Below are 17,800 nucleotides of genomic sequence, written 5' to 3'. Positions count from 1 at the left end.
CATGAGGAACGCATGAGCAAGCAGATTCTGATTCTCCCAGGTGACGGTATTGGCCCGGAAATCATGGCCGAAGCGGTCAAGGTGCTGGAACTGGCCAACGACAAGTTCGCCCTGGGCTTCGAGCTGAGTCACGACGTGATCGGTGGCGCGGCCATCGACAAGCACGGCGTGCCTTTGGCCGATGAAACCCTGGAGCGTGCCCGCGCGGCGGACGCCGTACTGTTGGGCGCGGTGGGCGGCCCGAAATGGGACACCATCGAGCGTGACATCCGTCCTGAACGCGGCCTGCTGAAAATTCGTGCGCAACTGGGCTTGTTCGGCAACCTGCGTCCGGCGATCCTGTACCCGCAACTGGCCGAGGCTTCCAGCCTGAAACCGGAAATCGTTGCCGGCCTGGACATCCTGATCGTTCGCGAGCTGACCGGCGGTATCTACTTCGGCGCGCCACGTGGCACCCGGACCCTGGAAAACGGCGAGCGTCAGTCCTACGACACCCTGCCATACAGCGAAAGCGAAATCCGCCGCATCGCCCGTGTCGGTTTCGACATGGCCATGGTCCGCGGCAAGAAGCTCTGCTCGGTGGACAAGGCCAACGTGCTGGCCTCCAGCCAGCTGTGGCGTGAAATCGTCGAGGAAGTGGCCAAGGATTACCCACAAGTCGAGCTGAGCCACATGTACGTCGACAACGCTGCCATGCAACTGGTGCGGGCACCGAAGCAGTTCGACGTGATCGTCACCGACAACATGTTCGGCGATATCCTGTCCGACCAGGCGTCGATGCTCACCGGTTCCATCGGCATGCTGCCGTCGGCATCCCTGGACACCAATAACAAAGGCATGTACGAGCCGTGCCACGGTTCGGCACCGGACATCGCAGGTAAAGGCATCGCCAACCCGTTGGCGACCATTTTGTCGGTGTCGATGATGTTGCGCTACAGCTTCAACCAGCAGGCCGCCGCCGATGCCATCGAAAAAGCGGTAAGCCTGGTATTGGACCAGGGCTTGCGCACCGGTGACATCTGGTCGAACGGTTGCACTAAAGTCGGTACGCAGGAAATGGGCGACGCAGTAGTCGCCGCGCTGCGGAATCTGTAATCTCTCGGGCCCGCTGCCTGATTTCACCCCCTAAAGCAGCGGCCCACATTTCAAGAAGGTGTAGTTGCGATGAAACGTGTAGGTCTGATCGGTTGGCGCGGTATGGTCGGTTCCGTGCTCATGCAGCGGATGCTGGAAGAGCAGGATTTCGATCTTATCGAGCCGGTGTTTTTCACCACTTCCAATGTCGGTGGCCAAGGCCCGTCCGTGGGCAAGGACATTGCTCCGCTCAAGGACGCTTACAGCATTGAAGAGCTGAAGACCCTCGACGTGATCCTGACCTGCCAGGGTGGCGACTACACCAGCGAAGTCTTCCCGAAACTGCGCGAAGCCGGCTGGCAGGGTTACTGGATCGATGCCGCCTCCAGCCTGCGCATGCAGGATGACGCCGTCATCGTGCTGGACCCGGTGAACCGCAAGGTCATCGATCAGCAGTTGGACGCGGGCACCAAGAACTACATCGGTGGCAACTGCACCGTCAGCCTGATGCTGATGGGCCTGGGCGGCCTGTTCGAGGCTGGCCTGGTGGAGTGGATGAGCGCCATGACTTATCAGGCGGCCTCCGGTGCCGGCGCGCAGAACATGCGTGAACTGATCAAGCAAATGGGTGCGACCCATGCCGCTGTTGCCGATCAACTGGCCGATCCGGCCAGTGCGATCCTCGACATCGATCGTCGTGTGGCGGAAGCCATGCGCAGCGACGCGTACCCGACCGAAAACTTCGGCGTACCGCTGGCTGGCAGCCTGATCCCGTGGATCGACAAGGAACTGCCGAACGGTCAAAGCCGTGAAGAGTGGAAGGCCCAGGCCGAGACCAACAAAATCCTCGGTCGCTTCAAGAGCCCGATCCCGGTGGATGGCATCTGCGTGCGCATCGGCGCCATGCGCTGCCACAGCCAGGCGCTGACCATCAAGCTGAACAAAGATGTACCGATCGCCGATATCGAAGGGTTGATCAGCCAGCACAACCCTTGGGTCAAGCTGGTGCCGAACAGCCGTGAGACCAGCATTCAGGAACTGAGCCCGAACAAGGTTACCGGCACCCTGAACATCCCGGTTGGCCGCCTGCGCAAGCTGAACATGGGCTCGCAGTTCGTCGGCGCGTTCACCGTCGGCGACCAGCTGTTGTGGGGCGCGGCCGAGCCGCTGCGTCGCATGCTGCGGATCTTGCTCGAGCGTTGATCGATTGAAGCCATTAAAGAACCCGCGCCTTGAAAGAGGTGCGGGTTTTTTTATTCCGGCAATCTGATGTTGATGGGGTGTTTATACCGACCCCTTCGCGAGCAGGCTCGCTTCCACATCAGACCGCAATCAACTGTGGGAGCGAGGCCTGCTCGCGAAGGGGTCGGTACAGCCACAGCAAATATCCGGCAGAATTGCCTGCATGCCCCCCACCCGGTAAAGTGCCGCTCCCCCCGTTTCGCCAGAGGTAAAACCATGAGCCAGACCCTTGATATTGCCGTGATCGGCGCCACCGGTACTGTCGGCGAAACGCTGGTGCAGATCCTCGAAGAACGTGATTTTCCGATCGGCAGCCTGCATCTGCTGGCCAGCAGTGAATCCGCCGGCAGTTCGGTGCCGTACCGCGGCAAGAACGTACGGGTGCGTGAAGTCGATGAGTTCGATTTTGGCAAGGTCCAGTTAGTATTTTTTGCCGCCGGTCCAGCGGTGACATTGAGTTACACCGCGCGTGCCACGGCGGCCGGTTGCTCGATCATCGATCTGTCTGGCGCCTTGCCGGCCGAGCAAGCGCCACAGGTGGTCCCGGAAGCGAATGCTTCAGTGCTGGCCGGCCTGAAAAAGCCCTTCCAGGTCAGCAGCCCGAGCCCGGCGGCCAGCACCCTGGCGGTGCTGCTCGCACCCCTGCTGGGGCTGCTCGATTTGCAACGCATCAACCTGACCGCCTGCCTGGCAGTATCGGCCCAGGGCCGCGAAGCCGTGACAGAGCTGGCCCGGCAAACCGCCGAATTGCTGAACGTTCGCCCACTGGAGCCAACCTTCTTTGACCGGCAGATGGCTTTTAACCTGCTGGCCCAGGTCGGCAAGCCGGACGAACAGGGCCATACCCTGCTGGAAAAGCGCCTGGTGCGTGAACTGCGTCAAGTCATGGCGTTGCCTTCATTGAAGATTTCCGTCACTTGCATTCAAGCCCCGGTGTTTTTTGGCGATAGCTATAGCGTGACCTTGCAGTGTGCGAGCGATATCGACCTGGCAAAGGTCAACGCCGCGCTCGAGGACGCTCCCGGCATCGAGTTGGTGGAAGCCGGCGATTACCCGACGGCGGTCGGCGATGCGGTAGGGCAGGATGTGGTCTACGTTGGTCGGGTGCGCTTGGGGATCGACGAACCGTCGGAACTTAATGTGTGGCTGACGTCAGATAACGTACGCAAAGGCGCGGCGCTCAATGCTGTGCAGGTCGCCGAGTTGTTGATAAAAGACCTGCTGTAAAAGATACTTCCAAACGAGCGTCATGCTTGGCCGTAATGTCGAAGGCGAGCCGCCCTGAAGGGCTTTGCAGGGCATGCATGAAACGATCGCGCGCGGCGACCTTCGCCCGCGCGCAATGCCTTACGGCAGCGGCTATCTGCCTCGCTGGCCGAGGAATGTGAAAACTAAGGATAAGCTATGGTTCAAGTTCGCAAACTGGTGTTAGCAATAGCGGCCGCCTCGGCGCTGTCCTCCGGTATGGCGCATGCCCTCGGGCTCGGGGAACTGACCCTGAAGTCGACGCTGAACCAGCCGCTGGTGGCGGAAATCGAGTTGCTCGACGTTAAGGAACTCACCGCTGCCGAAGTGGTGCCGAGCCTGGCTTCTCCTGACGATTTCGCCAAGGCCGGTGTCGACCGCCAGGCGTTTCTCAACGACCTGACCTTTACTCCGGTACTCAACGCCAGCGGCAAAAGCATCCTGCGCGTCACCTCCAGCAAACCCCTGACCGAACCGATGGTGAAATTCCTGGTTCAGGTGATGTGGCCCAACGGTCGACTGCTGCGCGATTACAGCGTGCTGCTCGATCCGTCCAAATTCTCGCCGCAGACCGCTGACGCGGCTGCGCAAGCTGCACCTGTTCAAACCGGTACCACGCCCGTCACTGGCGCGACCAAACCGTCCGAATACACCACCACGCGGCGCGACACCCTGTGGGAAATCGCCGCGAAGGCGCGTAATGGCGGTTCGATTCAACAAACCATGCTGGCCATCCAGGCGCTGAACCCGGATGCCTTCATCGATGGCAACATCAACCGACTCAAAACCGGCCAGGTATTGCGTCTGCCCGATCAGGCGCAAAGCACGAGCTTGCCGCAATCGAAGGCCATCGCCGAAGTGGCTGCACAAAATACCGCCTGGCGTCAGGGGCGTCGTTATGTCGCCAAGCCTGGAGCAGGCCAGCAGCAGCTTGACGCCACCAATCGGGGTCGCGGTGAAGCCACTTCATCGCAAGCTGGCCTGGATAAGCTGAGCCTGGTTTCCGCCGAATCCGGAAAAGCCAAGGGCAAGGGCGTCGCAGGCGATGCCAAGGCCTTGAACAACCAGTTGGCGGTAACCCAGGAAAGTCTCGATACCAAGCGCCGCGACAGTGCTGAGCTGAAAAGCCGCATGACCGATCTGCAAAGCCAGATGGACAAGCTGCAACGCCTCATTGAGCTGAAGAACAACCAACTGGCCAAATTGCAGGCCGAAGGTGCGGCAGGAGCGCCTGCGACAACTGCGACCGCTGCGGCGATCCCGGCTGAGCTGCCCGCTGATCCTGCGGCAACGCCTGCCGAAGCGCCGGCTCCGGTTCCGGCCGAAGCAACGGCCCCCGCGCCTGTTCCGGCTGAAGCGACGCCTGCTGCGGCTCCGGCAGAAACACCGATCGAATCGAAACCTGCAGCCTCCGATGAGCAGAAATTCAATGAGTTGCTGACCAATCCGTGGCTGCTGGGTCTGGCGGGTGGCGGGGCAGTGGTGGTGTTGCTGTTGCTGCTGTTACTGGCCCGTCGCCGCAAAGCCCAGCAGGAAGCCGAGAAACATCTGCGCATGGCCCGCGCCCTGGCCGAAGAGCAGGCGTTTTCCTCCGAGCTTGACCTGTCAAAAGGCATCTTCGATGACCTGGAGGATGCGCCACCGAGCCCGAAACTGGCCACTGCACCGACTCCAGCGCCAGCTCCCGCCCCCGCCCCCGCTCCGGTGATTGCTCCGGTCGTGGTCACGCCGCCGATTGCCGCGCCACTGGTATCGCCCGCCGCCGAGCATTCCGACGATGTGTTGGGTCGCGCGCAGTCGCACATCGACGGCGGTCGGTTGAACCAGGCTGCCGCGCTGCTTGAAGAGGGCGTCAAGCAGGAGCCTCAACGCAGCGATTTGCGCCTCAAGCTGATGGAAGTCTACGGTTTGCAGGGTGATCGCGACGCGTTCGTGGTCCAGGAGCGGCAGTTGGTCGCCAATGGCGACAATTATGCCCAGGTGGAAAAACTCAAGAGCCGCTTCCCGGCCATGGCGCTGGTCGCTGCGGGCGGTATCGCCGCTGCCGCCGCTGCTGCCGAGCTGGACGCACAGTACGTCAAGGACCTGTTGCTCGACGAGCCTCAGGCGCCGGCTGCATTCGATGACGATTTTGACAGCGCGTTCGACTTGAGTCTGGATGACCTGGAAAATGTCACGCCGGTAACGCCGGTCGCGGTTGAGCCGGCACCCGTACCAGCGCCTGAGCCTGAGCCTGAGCCGGAAACAACCCTGGCCGATCTGGAAGATTTCCCGCTGGACGATGACCTGAGCTTCGAGTCGGTCTTGCAGCAGCAGACTGAAATCAAGGAAAACCTCGATGACCTGTCGGAGTTCGATCTGGATATGGACCTCGGTGGCGAGCCAACGCCCGCGATCCTGGCCGAGGACGACTTCCTGCTGAGCCTGGATGAAGATGTCAAGGACCTGCCGGCGGCGCCAGCGCCGGACGTGCCACAAGTGACCCTGGACGATCTGGACCTGCCGGCGGATTTCGATTTGTCGCTGGCCGATGAGATGGACGTTCCGGCGCCTGAGCAGGCATTTGGTACTGAGCTGGATGACGTCAGCGCCGAATTGGAAAGCCTGTCCCAGAGCATCAGTGAGCCAAGCTTCACGGTGGATGACGCCCTGGCAACCGTGGATGATGAGCCGGAATTCGATTTCCTGTCCGGTACCGACGAGGTCGCCACCAAGCTCGATCTGGCCCAGGCCTACATCGACATGGGCGATAACGATGGCGCGCGTGACATCCTCAACGAGGTGGTGACCGAAGGCGACGACGGGCAGAAGAGCGAAGCGAAGGAGATGCTTGCGCGCCTGGCTTGAGTGATTGAGCGGTCGGTTGTAAGCAAAGCGGCAGCCCATTGAGGCTGCCGTTTTTGTTTGCCGCGGTGATGCGATGGCGTCTGCGAGGCCGCTTTCGCGAGCAGGCTCGCTCCCACAGACACCAATCCCCCTGTGGGAGCGAGCCTGCTCGCGAAGGCGACAGCCGATTCGCCACAGTACCTGCTGTTGTACTGGCGTCCCCGCTCGGCAGCCTTATAATGCCCCCCTTTGCGTACATCAGCAGGCTGTCACTCCTTGGCAAACATAGATAACCCGGCCGCCGAAATGGCGGCCGACGGCTTTTTCCGGATCGCGTTGGGCGTTGAATACAAGGGCTCGCGTTATCGTGGCTGGCAGCGCCAGGCCTCCGGCGTGCTCACGGTGCAGGAAACCCTCGAAAACGCCTTGTCGAAGGTGGCCGACTCTCCCGTTTCGCTGCTGTGCGCCGGGCGTACCGATGCCGGCGTGCATGCGTGTGGCCAAGTGGTGCACTTCGATACGCAAGTCGAGCGTTCGATGAAAGCCTGGGTCATGGGCGCCAATATCAATTTGCCGCACGATGTCAGCGTCAGTTGGGCCAAGGTCATGCCGGCGCATTTTCATGCCCGGTTCAAGGCCATTGCCCGGCGATATCGGTATGTGATCTACAACGACCAGATCCGTCCGGCGCACCTGAACGAGGAAATCACCTGGAACCACCGTCCACTGGACGTCGAGCGCATGGCCGAAGCGGCCCGGTACCTGGTGGGCACGCACGATTTCAGCGCTTTCCGAGCCGGCCAGTGCCAGGCCAAGTCGCCGATCAAAGAGCTGCATCACCTGCGCGTCACGCGCCACGGCAAGATGATCGTGCTGGATATTCGCGCCAGCGCCTTCCTGCACCACATGGTGCGCAACATCGCCGGCGTGCTGATGACCATCGGTGCTGGCGAGCGTCCGGTGGAGTGGATGAAGGAAGTGCTGGAGAGCCGGATTCGCCGTTCCGGCGGGGTGACGGCGCATCCGTTCGGCCTGTATCTGGTGCAGGTCGAGTACCGCGACGAGTTCCAGTTGCCCGAGCGTTACATCGGCCCACATTTCCTTACCGGTTTCAGCGAACTTGACGGCTGACGCCTTCGAACGCTTTTGTTACCATCCGGGACTTTCCCGGATTTACCGTGAGGATTTATCGACATGCCAGCCGTTCGCAGCAAGATTTGCGGGATTACCCGCATAGAAGATGCGTTGGCGGCGGTCGAGGCCGGGGCCGATGCCATCGGCTTTGTGTTCTACGCCAAGAGCCCGCGGGGCGTGACGTTCCAGCAGGCGCGCGCGATCATCAAGGCGTTGCCGCCGTTCGTCACCACCGTGGGCTTGTTCGTCAACGCCAGCCGCTGCGAGCTGGGAGAAATCCTCGACGCCGTGCCACTGGACCTGCTGCAGTTCCATGGCGATGAAAGTGCAGCGGATTGCGAGGGCTGGCATCGTCCTTACATCAAGGCGCTGCGGGTCAAGGCGGGGGATGATATCGCGGCCGCTTGCGCTGCTTATCCGAGTGCCAGCGGTATTTTGCTCGACGCCTATGTCGAAGGTGTTCCCGGTGGAACCGGCCAGGCGTTCGACTGGTCATTGATACCGCAAGGCTTGAACAAGCCGATTATCCTGGCGGGCGGCCTGACTCCGGAAAACGTCGCCGAGGCGGTGGCGCGGGTTCGACCTTATGCCGTGGATGTGAGTGGCGGGGTAGAGTCGAGCAAGGGCATCAAGGATCACGCAAAGATTCAGGCGTTTATCAAGGCAGTCCGTGGCAGCTTGATGTGACGGCTGGCAGACTGCCGCCGTCCACTGCACTGTACAAAACGGCTGAGGATTGATGGGTTGTACGCAGGTCACGCTGCACTGACCCGGCACCCATCGAACATCGCCGCACACATGAATTTAGCTCAAGGGCATACGCGGGGCTGCGAACCAGAGCGTTCGGGCCGCCGGTACTGGAGAAAGAAAGCATGAGCAACTGGTTAGTAGACAAACTGATCCCTTCGATCATGCGTTCCGAGGTCAAGAAGAGCTCGGTGCCTGAAGGTCTTTGGCACAAATGCCCGTCTTGCGAGGCTGTGCTGTATCGTCCGGAGCTGGAAAAAACCCTGGACGTTTGCCCCAAGTGCAATCATCACATGCGCATCGGCGCGCGCGCGCGCATCGACATTTTCCTCGACGCCGAAGGTCGTACCGAGCTGGGCGCTGACCTGGAGCCGGTTGACCGCCTGAAGTTCCGCGACGGCAAGAAGTACAAGGATCGCCTGACCGCGGCGCAGAAGCAGACTGGCGAAAAAGACGCGCTGATCTCGATGAGCGGCACCCTGCTGGGCATGCCTGTCGTGGTATCGGCGTTCGAATTCTCGTTCATGGGCGGCTCGATGGGCGCCATCGTCGGTGAGCGCTTTGTGCGCGCGGCCAACTACGCGCTGGAAAAACGCTGCCCGATGATCTGCTTCTCCGCCTCCGGTGGCGCGCGGATGCAGGAAGCCCTGATCTCGCTGATGCAAATGGCCAAGACCTCCGCGGTGCTGGCGCGTCTGCGTGAAGAAGGCATTCCGTTCATTTCCGTGCTGACCGATCCGGTCTACGGCGGTGTTTCCGCCAGCCTGGCGATGCTGGGCGACGTGATCGTCGGCGAGCCCAAGGCCCTGATCGGCTTTGCCGGTCCGCGCGTGATCGAACAAACCGTTCGCGAAAAACTGCCCGAAGGCTTCCAGCGCAGCGAGTTCCTGCTGGAGCACGGCGCGATCGACATGATCATTCACCGTCAGGAGCTGCGTCCGCGCCTGGGTAACCTGCTGGCGCAAATGATGGGCCTGCCGACGCCGAAGTTCGTCGCTGCGCCAATCGAGCCAGTCGTGGTTCCACCGGTACCTGCCAACCTATGATCGAACGTACCCTTGGCGAGTGGCTCGCCTACCTTGAGCAGTTGCACCCTTCGGCCATCGACATGGGGCTTGAGCGCTCGCAGCAGGTAGCGTCCCGAATGGGATTGGGCAAGCCGGCGCCTCGGGTGATCACGGTCACCGGCACCAATGGCAAGGGCTCTACCTGTGCGTTCGTGGCTTCATTGCTGCGGGCGCAGGGCCTGCGCGTCGGTGTCTACAGCTCTCCGCACCTGCTGCGTTACAACGAGCGGGTGCAGGTCAATGGCGTCGAAGCCACTGACGCCGAGCTTTGCCAGGCTTTTGCTGCGGTCGAAGCCGGTCGCGGCGATACCTCCCTGACCTATTTCGAGATGGGGACCCTGGCGGCGTTCTGGCTGTTTCAACAGTCCGGGCTTGACGCCGTGGTCCTGGAAGTGGGTCTGGGCGGGCGCCTGGATACCGTCAATGTGGTAGACGCCGACATGGCGTTGGTCACCAGTATTGGCGTGGATCATGCGGATTACCTGGGTGATACCCGCGAGTCCGTGGCCTTCGAAAAGGCCGGCATCTTCCGTCAGGGCGCGCCTGCGCTCTGCGGCGACTTGAATCCTCCGCAACCCTTGCTGGACAAGGCGCGCGAGCTCAATTGCCCGTTTTTCCTGCGTGGGCGCGATTTCGACCTGGGTGTTACCGATCAGCATTGGCAATGGCGCGGCGTCGATGCCAGGGGGCAAGTGGTCGAATTGCACGACCTGCCGCTGCTCGACCTGCCGATGGAAAACGCCGCCCTGGCGCTGCAAGCCTATCTGTTGCTCGGGTTGCCTTGGGTAAACGCGCAGATTGTCCAGGCGCTGCAAGCGACGCGGATAGTGGGTCGACTCGATCGCCGGCAGTTCGACTGGCAGGGTAAGCGCCTCAATTTGTTGCTGGATGTGGGGCATAACCCCCATGCCGCAGAGTATCTGGCCCGGCGCCTGGCCAGTCGTCCACCGGCGGGCAAGCGTCTGGCGGTATTCGGGTTGCTGGCTGACAAGGATCTGGAGGGTGTCATTGGCGAATTGAGTGCTAGTGTCGAGCATTGGGCAGTCGCGCCGCTGGATTCGCCCCGGGCGCGACCGGTGACCGACTTGCGTGAAGCGCTGGACAAGCGCGGTGCTTCGGTGACGTCGTATGATAGTGTGGCCACCGCTCTGGAAGGGCAGTGTGCGCAGGCGACGAGTGACGACGAGATTCTGTTGTTCGGATCATTCTATTGTGTTGCCGAGGCCCTTGAGTGGTTGGCCCGGCACTCCACGGAGGAAGCGGCAAATGGCATTGCTGGATAAGGCTTACAAGCAACGCATGGTCGGTGCCCTGGTCCTGGTCGCCCTGGCCGTGATTTTCCTGCCGATGCTGTTTTCTCGCCAGGATGAACAGCGCCAGGTGGAGGTCCAGGCTCCGGCCGCGCCACAAGCGCCGGCGATGCCGCAAGTGCAGGTGGAGTCCGTGGTGGTGCCTGTGCCCCAGGCCCTGCCGCAGGAACCTGTGCCGAGCGACGAAGAAATCGCCCAGCAGGAAGCGCCGGTTGCACCGGTTGCGCCTGTCGCTCCGGCACCCGCCGCCAAGCCGGTCACGCCGCCCCCTGCGCCAGCCCCTGTTCCGGCGCTGGCGGCCAAGCCCGCCACGCCACCGTCGCAACCGATCAGCGCCGCACCCGGCAAGCCGGATACCAGCCAAAGCCGCGTCGACGCCAATGGCCTGTCGGTCAGTTGGTCGGTGCAATTGGCCAGCCTGGCCAATCGCGAAAGCGCGGAAAAGCTGCAAAAAAACCTGCGCAGCCAGGGTTATAATGCCTATATCCGCACAGCCGACGGCAAGAATCGCGTGTTTGTCGGGCCACTGATCGAGCGTGCAGAGGCTGATCGCCTGCGTGACCTGTTGAACCGCCAGCAGAACCTCAAGGGGTTTGTCGTGCGCTTTCAACCAGAGCGTGGCTAAATCTATCGCCGCGATTTGAAATGCACTGACAATCGCAGCTTACCGATAAGCATGGGCTCTGCTAAAATGCGCCGCCTTATCCGTCTGTAGGCTGCACTGTGCCATTTACCTGGGTTGACTGGGCGATCGTTGCAATCGTCGCCATCTCCGCTTTGATCAGTCTGAGCCGCGGCTTCGTCAAGGAAGCACTGTCGCTGGTGACCTGGATCATCGCAGGAGCCGTTGCCTGGATGTTCGGTGGCTCATTGTCCGAGTATCTCGTCGGATATATCCAGACCCCATCGGCTCGTATAATCACGGGCTGTGCCATCATGTTTGTCGCCACGCTGATCGTAGGCGCAATGATCAATTATCTTATCGGCGAGTTGGTTCGCGTCACCGGGTTGTCCGGGACCGATCGATTCCTCGGCATGGCTTTCGGCGCAGCGCGTGGCGTGCTGCTGGTGGTCGTGGCGGTCGGGCTGTTGAGCCTGGGGCCGGTACAACAGGACGAGTGGTGGAAACAGTCGCAGCTCGTGCCAAAATTTCTATTGGTCGCAGATTGGTCCAAAAACCTGATTCTCGGGTGGAGCAGTCAGTGGCTTGCCAGCGGTATCAGCGTACCCGCTGATATTCCGTTCAAGGAGCAGCTCTTGCCGATGGCCAAAACGCCTCAGTGAGTGTTGTTCAGTTCAGATCCATTAAGTAGGGGTTGCGTCGCATGTGTGGCATCGTCGGTATCGTCGGTAAGTCGAACGTCAATCAGGCGCTGTATGACGCGCTAACCGTCCTCCAGCACCGCGGCCAGGACGCTGCCGGTATCGTGACCAGCCATGATGGCCGGTTATTCCTGCGCAAGGACAATGGCCTGGTGCGTGACGTGTTCCATCAGCGTCACATGCAGCGCCTGGTCGGCCACATGGGCATTGGCCATGTGCGCTACCCGACCGCGGGCAGCTCGACCTCGGCCGAAGCTCAACCGTTTTACGTCAACTCGCCTTACGGCATCACCCTGGCGCATAACGGTAACCTGACCAACGTTGAACAACTGGCCAAGGAGATTTACGAATCTGACCTGCGCCACGTCAACACCAGTTCCGATTCGGAAGTACTGCTGAACGTGTTCGCGCACGAGCTGGCCCAGCGCGGCAAGCTGCAGCCGACTGAAGAAGACGTATTTGCTGCCGTCACCGACGTGCACAATCGTTGCGTCGGTGGCTATGCGGTCGTGGCCATGGTGACCGGTTACGGCATCGTCGGTTTCCGTGACCCCCACGGCATCCGTCCGATCGTGTTCGGCCAGCGTCACACCGACGAAGGCGTCGAATACATGATCGCCTCCGAGAGCGTGTCCCTGGACGTGCTCGGTTTCACGCTGATTCGCGACCTGGCACCGGGCGAAGCGGTCTACATCACCGAAGACGGCAAGCTGCACACTCGTCAGTGCGCAACCAACCCGTCCCTGACCCCTTGCATCTTCGAGCACGTCTACCTGGCGCGTCCGGACTCGATCATCGACGGCGTGTCGGTGTACAAGGCCCGCCTGCGCATGGGTGAGAAGCTCGCCGAGAAGATCCTGCGCGAGCGTCCGGATCACGACATCGACGTGGTCATCCCGATCCCGGACACCAGCCGCACCGCGGCCCTGGAGCTGGCGAACCACCTGGGCGTGAAGTTCCGCGAAGGTTTCGTGAAGAACCGCTACATCGGCCGCACCTTCATCATGCCGGGCCAGGCGGCACGGAAAAAATCCGTACGCCAGAAGCTCAACGCCATCGAGCTGGAATTCCGCGGCAAGAACGTGATGCTGGTGGACGATTCCATCGTGCGCGGCACCACCTGCAAGCAGATCATCCAGATGGCACGCGAAGCAGGCGCCAAGAACGTTTACTTCTGCTCCGCAGCCCCGGCCGTGCGTTTCCCGAACGTCTACGGCATCGACATGCCGAGCGCCCACGAGCTGATCGCCCACAACCGTTCGACCCAGGACGTTGCGGACCTGATCGGTGCCGACTGGCTGATCTATCAGGACTTGCCTGACTTGATCGAAGCGGTCGGTGGCGGCAAGATCAAAATCGACAAGTTCGATTGCGCGGTGTTCGACGGCCAGTACGTCACCGGCGACGTCGACGAGGCTTACCTGAACAAGATCGAGCAGGCGCGTAACGATGCCTCCAAGGTCAAGACCCAGGCAGTCAGCGCGATCATCGATCTGTACAACAACTGAGTAACTACCGGCCCTGAGGGGCCGGTTTTGTATCTGGCTTTTAATTTACGAGAATAGGGAAAGGAGTGACAGCATGAGTCAGGATTGGGATGCCGGTCGGTTGGACAGCGACCTCGAAGGCGTAGCGTTCGATACCCTGGCCGTTCGTGCCGGTCAGCACCGTACGCCGGAAGGCGAACACGGTGATCCGATGTTCTTCACTTCGAGCTATGTATTCCGTACCGCCGCCGATGCGGCCGCGCGTTTTGCCGGGGAAGTGCCGGGTAACGTTTATTCGCGCTACACCAACCCCACCGTACGCGCCTTCGAAGAGCGTATTGCCGCCCTGGAAAATGCCGAGCAGGCCGTGGCAACTGCCACCGGCATGGCTGCGATCATGGCGGTTGTGATGAGCCTGTGCAGTGCCGGCGATCACGTGCTGGTGTCGCGTAGCGTGTTCGGCTCGACCATCAGCCTGTTCGAGAAGTACTTCAAGCGTTTCGGCATCGAAGTCGACTACGTACCCCTGGCGGATTTGTCCGGCTGGGATGCGTCGATCAAGGCCAACACCAAATTGCTGTTCGTCGAATCGCCGTCCAACCCGTTGGCTGAGCTGGTGGATATCGCCGAACTGGCGAAAATCGCTCACGCCAAGGGCGCGATGCTGGTGGTCGACAACTGCTTCTGCACCCCGGCGCTGCAACAGCCGTTGAAAATGGGTGCGGACATCGTCGTGCACTCGGCAACCAAGTTCATCGACGGCCAGGGCCGTTGCATGGGCGGTGTCGTGGCCGGACGCAGCGAGCAGATGAAAGAAGTGGTCGGCTTCCTGCGCACCGCCGGGCCGACTTTGAGCCCGTTCAACGCCTGGATCTTCCTCAAGGGCCTGGAAACCCTCAATCTGCGGATGAAGGCCCATTGCGCCAACGCCCAGCAACTGGCCGAATGGCTGGAGCAGCAGGACGGCATCGAGAAAGTCCATTACGCCGGCCTCAAGAGCCATCCACAGCACGAGCTGGCCCTGCGTCAGCAAAAGGGCTTCGGTGCGGTGGTGAGTTTCGAGGTCAAGGGCGGTAAAGAGGGCGCCTGGCGCTTTATCGATGCGACCCGCCTGATTTCGATCACTGCCAACCTGGGCGACAGCAAGACCACCATCACCCACCCGAGCACCACCTCCCACGGCCGCCTGGCGCCGCAAGAGCGTGAGGCTGCGGGCATTCGTGACAGCCTGATCCGCATTGCGGTCGGCCTGGAAGACGTGGCAGACCTGCAAGCCGACCTGGCGCGCGGTTTGGCTGCCCTGTGATCGAGTTGTCCACGCCATCGGGCACCAATGGCCGCGTGGCACTGGTGACTGGTGCGGCGCGGGGCATTGGCCTGGGAATTGCGGCCTGGTTGATCAGCGAAGGCTGGCAGGTGGTGCTGACGGACCTGGACCGGGTGCGCGGGTCGAAAGTGGCGAAGGTACTGGGCGACAACGCCTGGTTCATCGCCATGGACGTCTCGAACGAAGGGCAGGTGGCGCTGGGTGTTGCCGAGGTGCTGGGGCAGTTCGGGCGCCTGGACGCGCTGGTGTGCAATGCCGCGGTTGCCGATCCGCACAACATAACCCTGGAAAGCCTCGACCTGGCTTACTGGAACCGGGTACTGGCGGTGAACCTCAGTGGGCCGATGCTGTTGGCCAAGCACTGTGCGCCGTACCTGCGGGCCCATAGCGGGGCGATCGTCAACCTGGCCTCGACCCGTGCCGCACAGTCGGAGCCCGATACCGAGGCCTACGCCGCGAGCAAGGGCGGCCTGCTGGCCTTGACTCACGCGCTGGCCATCAGCCTTGGCCCGGAGATTCGGGTCAATGCGGTCAGCCCTGGCTGGATCGATGCGCGGGACCCGTCGGTGCGCCGTGCCGAGCCGCTGACCGATGCCGACCATGCCCAGCATCCGGCGGGCAGGGTAGGGACAGTCGAGGACGTGGCGGCGATGGTGGCCTGGCTGCTGTCGAAGAACGCCGGGTTTGTTACCGGCCAGGAGTTCGTGGTCGATGGCGGCATGACCAAGAAAATGATCTACAGCGAGTAGGGCGAGCCGGGCATTGATGTTGAGTGCGCCATCGTCTTCGCGAGCAGGCTCGCTCCCACATTGCAAGTGCTATCCACTGTGGGAGCGGGCCTGCTCGCGAAAGCGGTCGACACGGTATCGATTGAAAGAATTTTGTCTTTTTCAGAAAAACTTCAATCCTGCTATTGACTTAGGTTCGCTACCTGCGTAAATTTCGCGGCCTCGGAGATGCAAACGGGTGATTAGCTCAGCTGGGAGAGCGTCTGCCTTACAAGCAGAATGTCGGCGGTTCGATCCCGTCATCACCCACCACTCCCGAGAAACTTGCGAAAGCAAGAGGTAGGCTGAGATGCCTCCACCGACGCGCAGCGGTAGTTCAGTCGGTTAGAATACCGGCCTGTCACGCCGGGGGTCGCGGGTTCGAGTCCCGTCCGCTGCGCCATATTCAACGAATCGGATTCATCCGGTTCGCGGTTGAAAAGCACCGAAGCTTTCGACCAAACGAGTTACTTGGACGCAAGTCCACAGCGATACGCAGCGGTAGTTCAGTCGGTTAGAATACCGGCCTGTCACGCCGGGGGTCGCGGGTTCGAGTCCCGTCCGCTGCGCCATATCTGCCCCGAGGCCCACTGAACGCCTTGGAGCTACGAAGAAAGCCACTGCTTTACTTCGCGTCGATAGCAAAGACCCTGGTCGAAAGGCCGGGGTTTTTTGTGTCTGAAATTTGAGCGGAAGCCCGTACCCGCAAGGGTTGAGTGTTGTTCATTGAATCAATGTAAAAATACAGATCCAATGGGGGAACGGGCTTGCTTGCGAAGGCGGCATCAGCAGCACCGCCCGATTTTCAGCCTTGCAGATACACCGCGTGGGTATGGGTGTACTCATACAACCCATGCTTGCCATCCGCACCGCCGATCCCGGATTTACGCACCCCGGCATGGAAACCCTGCATCGCTTCGAAGTTCTCGCGGTTGACGTAGGTTTCGCCAAAATCCAGCTCGCGCATGGCGTGCAGGGTCTTGCTCAGGTCACGGGTGTAGATCGACGAGGTCAGGCCATAGTCGCAGTCGTTGGCCAGGGCGATGGCTTCATCCAGGTCGTCGACGATCTGGATTGGCAGCACGGGACCGAAGATCTCCTCGCGCATGATCTCCATATCGGCGTGGCAGCCGGCCAGAACGGTAGGCTGAAAGTGAAAGCCGTGTGGGAGGTCGGCAATCTGCCCGCCACTGATCAGGCTCGCGCCCTGGCTCAATGCCGTACGGACTTTTCGATTGACGCTGTCCAGGCCCTGGCGATTGATCAGCGGGCCCATCTCCACATCAGGTTGCGCAACCGGGTCGCCATAACGGGTGGCATTCATGGCGGTGGCGATGCGCTCGATGAATTGATCGGCCACCTTGCGCTCGACATAGACCCGCTCGGCGCAATTGCACACCTGGCCGCTGTTGATGATGCGCGAATCACGAATGGCCTTTACCGCCAACTCCAGGTCGGCATCCGCCAAAACAATGGCCGGGGCCTTGCCACCCAGTTCCAGATTGAGCTTGGTGATATTCGGCGCCGCGGCGGCCATGATCCGTGAACCGGTGGCGACGCTACCGGTGAAACTGATCATGTCCACGCGCTTGTGCGCGCTCAGTGCGGCACCGACCTGACCATCGCCACAGACCACATTGAACACGCCGGGTGGCAAGTCGGTTTGCGCGACCAATCGTGCGAATTCGAAGCAGTTGTTGGGTGTTTCTTCGCTGGGCTTGATGACGATGGTGTTGCCGGTGAGCAGCGCTGGGGCCATCTTGCGAGCGATCAGGAAGAACGGGAAATTCCACGGCAGGATCCCGGCCACCACGCCCAGCGGTTTGCGGAACAGGAAGATGTTTTCATCCTGGCGGTCGCTGGTGATGATTTCACCTTCGATGCGCCGCGCCCACTCGGCCATGTAGTCGAGATAGTCGGCGGTGAAGTTGACTTCGACTTCGGCCAGGGCGCTGATCTTGCCTTGTTCCAGGGTGATGGTGCGCGCCAGGTGCGCCACGTTTTCCCGCAGTTTGGCAGCGATGCGGCGCAAGTAGCCGGCGCGGTCATTCGCCGGTTTGCGCGCCCAGTCCTTTTGCGCGGTGCGTGCAGCAGCGAGTGCGCGATCGACATCTTCGGCATTCGACGCTGGCACCTTCGACAGCAGGGCGCCGGTGGCCGGGTTGATCACATCGAGGTGGGCAGCGCTGGCCACGAACTGGCCGTTGATGAAGTTTTGGTAAACAGGCACGGATGACATGGAGCGACTCCT

The 17,800-nt window shown here is 61.3% G+C and carries 14 protein-coding genes and 3 tRNA genes; 16 read left to right on the top strand and 1 reads right to left on the bottom strand.

Features of this window, described 5'->3' with window-relative positions; all coding sequences use genetic code 11:
* The first annotated feature begins 12 nt into the window (after window positions 1-12).
* The 16 genes from leuB (at window position 13) to PSUM_RS27625 (ending at window position 16,121) form a co-directional block, all read left to right on the top strand.
* A complete protein-coding gene (gene leuB / locus PSUM_RS27700; RefSeq protein ID WP_083349498.1) occupies window positions 13-1,095 on the top strand; it encodes a 3-isopropylmalate dehydrogenase in 1,083 nt (360 codons plus the stop codon).
* 69 nt (window positions 1,096-1,164) lie between these two features.
* Window positions 1,165-2,277 carry an aspartate-semialdehyde dehydrogenase gene (gene asd / locus PSUM_RS27695; RefSeq protein ID WP_007975660.1) on the top strand — a complete coding sequence of 371 codons (1,113 nt, stop codon included), beginning with the start codon at window positions 1,165-1,167 and terminating at the stop codon, window positions 2,275-2,277.
* Window positions 2,278-2,532: 255 nt separating this feature from the next.
* Window positions 2,533-3,543, top strand: coding sequence for an aspartate-semialdehyde dehydrogenase (locus PSUM_RS27690; protein ID WP_020795487.1), 1,011 nt, complete (start codon window positions 2,533-2,535; stop codon window positions 3,541-3,543).
* A 177-nt stretch (window positions 3,544-3,720) separates the two neighbouring features.
* Entirely contained in the window at window positions 3,721-6,408 is a 2,688-nt protein-coding gene (locus PSUM_RS27685) for a motility hub landmark protein FimV (protein ID WP_083349497.1), read from the top strand.
* Between the two features lie 285 nt (window positions 6,409-6,693).
* Complete coding sequence (gene truA / locus PSUM_RS27680) at window positions 6,694-7,518, top strand: tRNA pseudouridine(38-40) synthase TruA (protein WP_033039317.1); 825 nt, start codon at window positions 6,694-6,696, stop codon at window positions 7,516-7,518.
* A 63-nt stretch (window positions 7,519-7,581) separates the two neighbouring features.
* On the top strand, window positions 7,582-8,208 hold the full coding sequence (locus PSUM_RS27675) for a phosphoribosylanthranilate isomerase (RefSeq protein ID WP_020795484.1): 627 nt from the start codon (window positions 7,582-7,584) through the stop codon (window positions 8,206-8,208).
* Window positions 8,209-8,393: 185 nt separating this feature from the next.
* A complete protein-coding gene (gene accD, locus PSUM_RS27670) occupies window positions 8,394-9,314 on the top strand; it encodes an acetyl-CoA carboxylase, carboxyltransferase subunit beta (RefSeq protein ID WP_020795483.1) in 921 nt (306 codons plus the stop codon).
* Entirely contained in the window at window positions 9,311-10,618 is a 1,308-nt protein-coding gene (folC, locus tag PSUM_RS27665; RefSeq protein ID WP_033039311.1) for a bifunctional tetrahydrofolate synthase/dihydrofolate synthase, read from the top strand. The genes accD and folC overlap by 4 nt, the downstream gene beginning before the upstream one ends.
* A complete protein-coding gene (locus PSUM_RS27660; protein ID WP_083349496.1) occupies window positions 10,602-11,270 on the top strand; it encodes an SPOR domain-containing protein in 669 nt (222 codons plus the stop codon). Before folC ends, PSUM_RS27660 begins: the two co-directional genes overlap by 17 nt.
* Before the next feature lie 98 nt (window positions 11,271-11,368).
* A complete protein-coding gene (locus PSUM_RS27655; protein WP_020795480.1) occupies window positions 11,369-11,929 on the top strand; it encodes a CvpA family protein in 561 nt (186 codons plus the stop codon).
* 41 nt (window positions 11,930-11,970) lie between these two features.
* On the top strand, window positions 11,971-13,476 hold the full coding sequence (gene purF / locus PSUM_RS27650) for an amidophosphoribosyltransferase (protein WP_020795479.1): 1,506 nt from the start codon (window positions 11,971-11,973) through the stop codon (window positions 13,474-13,476).
* 73 nt (window positions 13,477-13,549) lie between these two features.
* Window positions 13,550-14,761: an O-succinylhomoserine sulfhydrylase gene (locus PSUM_RS27645; RefSeq protein WP_020795478.1), complete on the top strand. Its 1,212-nt coding sequence runs from the start codon at window positions 13,550-13,552 to the stop codon at window positions 14,759-14,761.
* Entirely contained in the window at window positions 14,758-15,531 is a 774-nt protein-coding gene (locus tag PSUM_RS27640; RefSeq protein WP_020795477.1) for an SDR family oxidoreductase, read from the top strand. Before PSUM_RS27645 ends, PSUM_RS27640 begins: the two co-directional genes overlap by 4 nt.
* Before the next feature lie 215 nt (window positions 15,532-15,746).
* Window positions 15,747-15,822, top strand: a tRNA-Val gene (locus PSUM_RS27635).
* A gap of 53 nt (window positions 15,823-15,875) precedes the next feature.
* Window positions 15,876-15,952, top strand: a tRNA-Asp gene (locus tag PSUM_RS27630).
* 92 nt (window positions 15,953-16,044) lie between these two features.
* A tRNA-Asp gene (locus PSUM_RS27625) sits at window positions 16,045-16,121 on the top strand.
* A gap of 233 nt (window positions 16,122-16,354) precedes the next feature.
* On the opposite strand, the gene aldA is transcribed toward PSUM_RS27625, so the two are convergent.
* Entirely contained in the window at window positions 16,355-17,788 is a 1,434-nt protein-coding gene (gene aldA, locus PSUM_RS27620; protein WP_020795476.1) for an aldehyde dehydrogenase, read from the bottom strand.
* Between the last annotated feature and the right edge of the window lie 12 nt (window positions 17,789-17,800).

It is taken from the genome of Pseudomonas umsongensis (genome assembly GCF_002236105.1).
GTDB lineage: Bacteria > Pseudomonadota > Gammaproteobacteria > Pseudomonadales > Pseudomonadaceae > Aquipseudomonas > Aquipseudomonas umsongensis.
Note: the sequence above shows the minus strand (reverse complement) of the source record. Positions and strands in the feature narration are given on the sequence as shown.

Excerpts from the sequence above, each read along its gene's own strand:
- leuB (WP_083349498.1), top strand. The coding sequence starts at position 13 with ATGAGCAAGCAGATTCTGATTCTCCCAGGTGACGGTATTGGCCCGGAA.
- asd (WP_007975660.1), top strand. The coding sequence starts at position 1,165 with ATGAAACGTGTAGGTCTGATCGGTTGGCGCGGTATGGTCGGTTCCGTG.
- PSUM_RS27690 (WP_020795487.1), top strand. The coding sequence starts at position 2,533 with ATGAGCCAGACCCTTGATATTGCCGTGATCGGCGCCACCGGTACTGTC.
- PSUM_RS27685 (WP_083349497.1), top strand. The coding sequence starts at position 3,721 with ATGGTTCAAGTTCGCAAACTGGTGTTAGCAATAGCGGCCGCCTCGGCG.
- truA (WP_033039317.1), top strand. The coding sequence starts at position 6,694 with ATGGCGGCCGACGGCTTTTTCCGGATCGCGTTGGGCGTTGAATACAAG.
- PSUM_RS27675 (WP_020795484.1), top strand. The coding sequence starts at position 7,582 with ATGCCAGCCGTTCGCAGCAAGATTTGCGGGATTACCCGCATAGAAGAT.
- accD (WP_020795483.1), top strand. The coding sequence starts at position 8,394 with ATGAGCAACTGGTTAGTAGACAAACTGATCCCTTCGATCATGCGTTCC.
- folC (WP_033039311.1), top strand. The coding sequence starts at position 9,311 with ATGATCGAACGTACCCTTGGCGAGTGGCTCGCCTACCTTGAGCAGTTG.
- PSUM_RS27660 (WP_083349496.1), top strand. The coding sequence starts at position 10,602 with ATGGCATTGCTGGATAAGGCTTACAAGCAACGCATGGTCGGTGCCCTG.
- purF (WP_020795479.1), top strand. The coding sequence starts at position 11,971 with ATGTGTGGCATCGTCGGTATCGTCGGTAAGTCGAACGTCAATCAGGCG.
- PSUM_RS27645 (WP_020795478.1), top strand. The coding sequence starts at position 13,550 with ATGAGTCAGGATTGGGATGCCGGTCGGTTGGACAGCGACCTCGAAGGC.
- aldA (WP_020795476.1), bottom strand. The coding sequence starts at position 17,788 with ATGTCATCCGTGCCTGTTTACCAAAACTTCATCAACGGCCAGTTCGTG.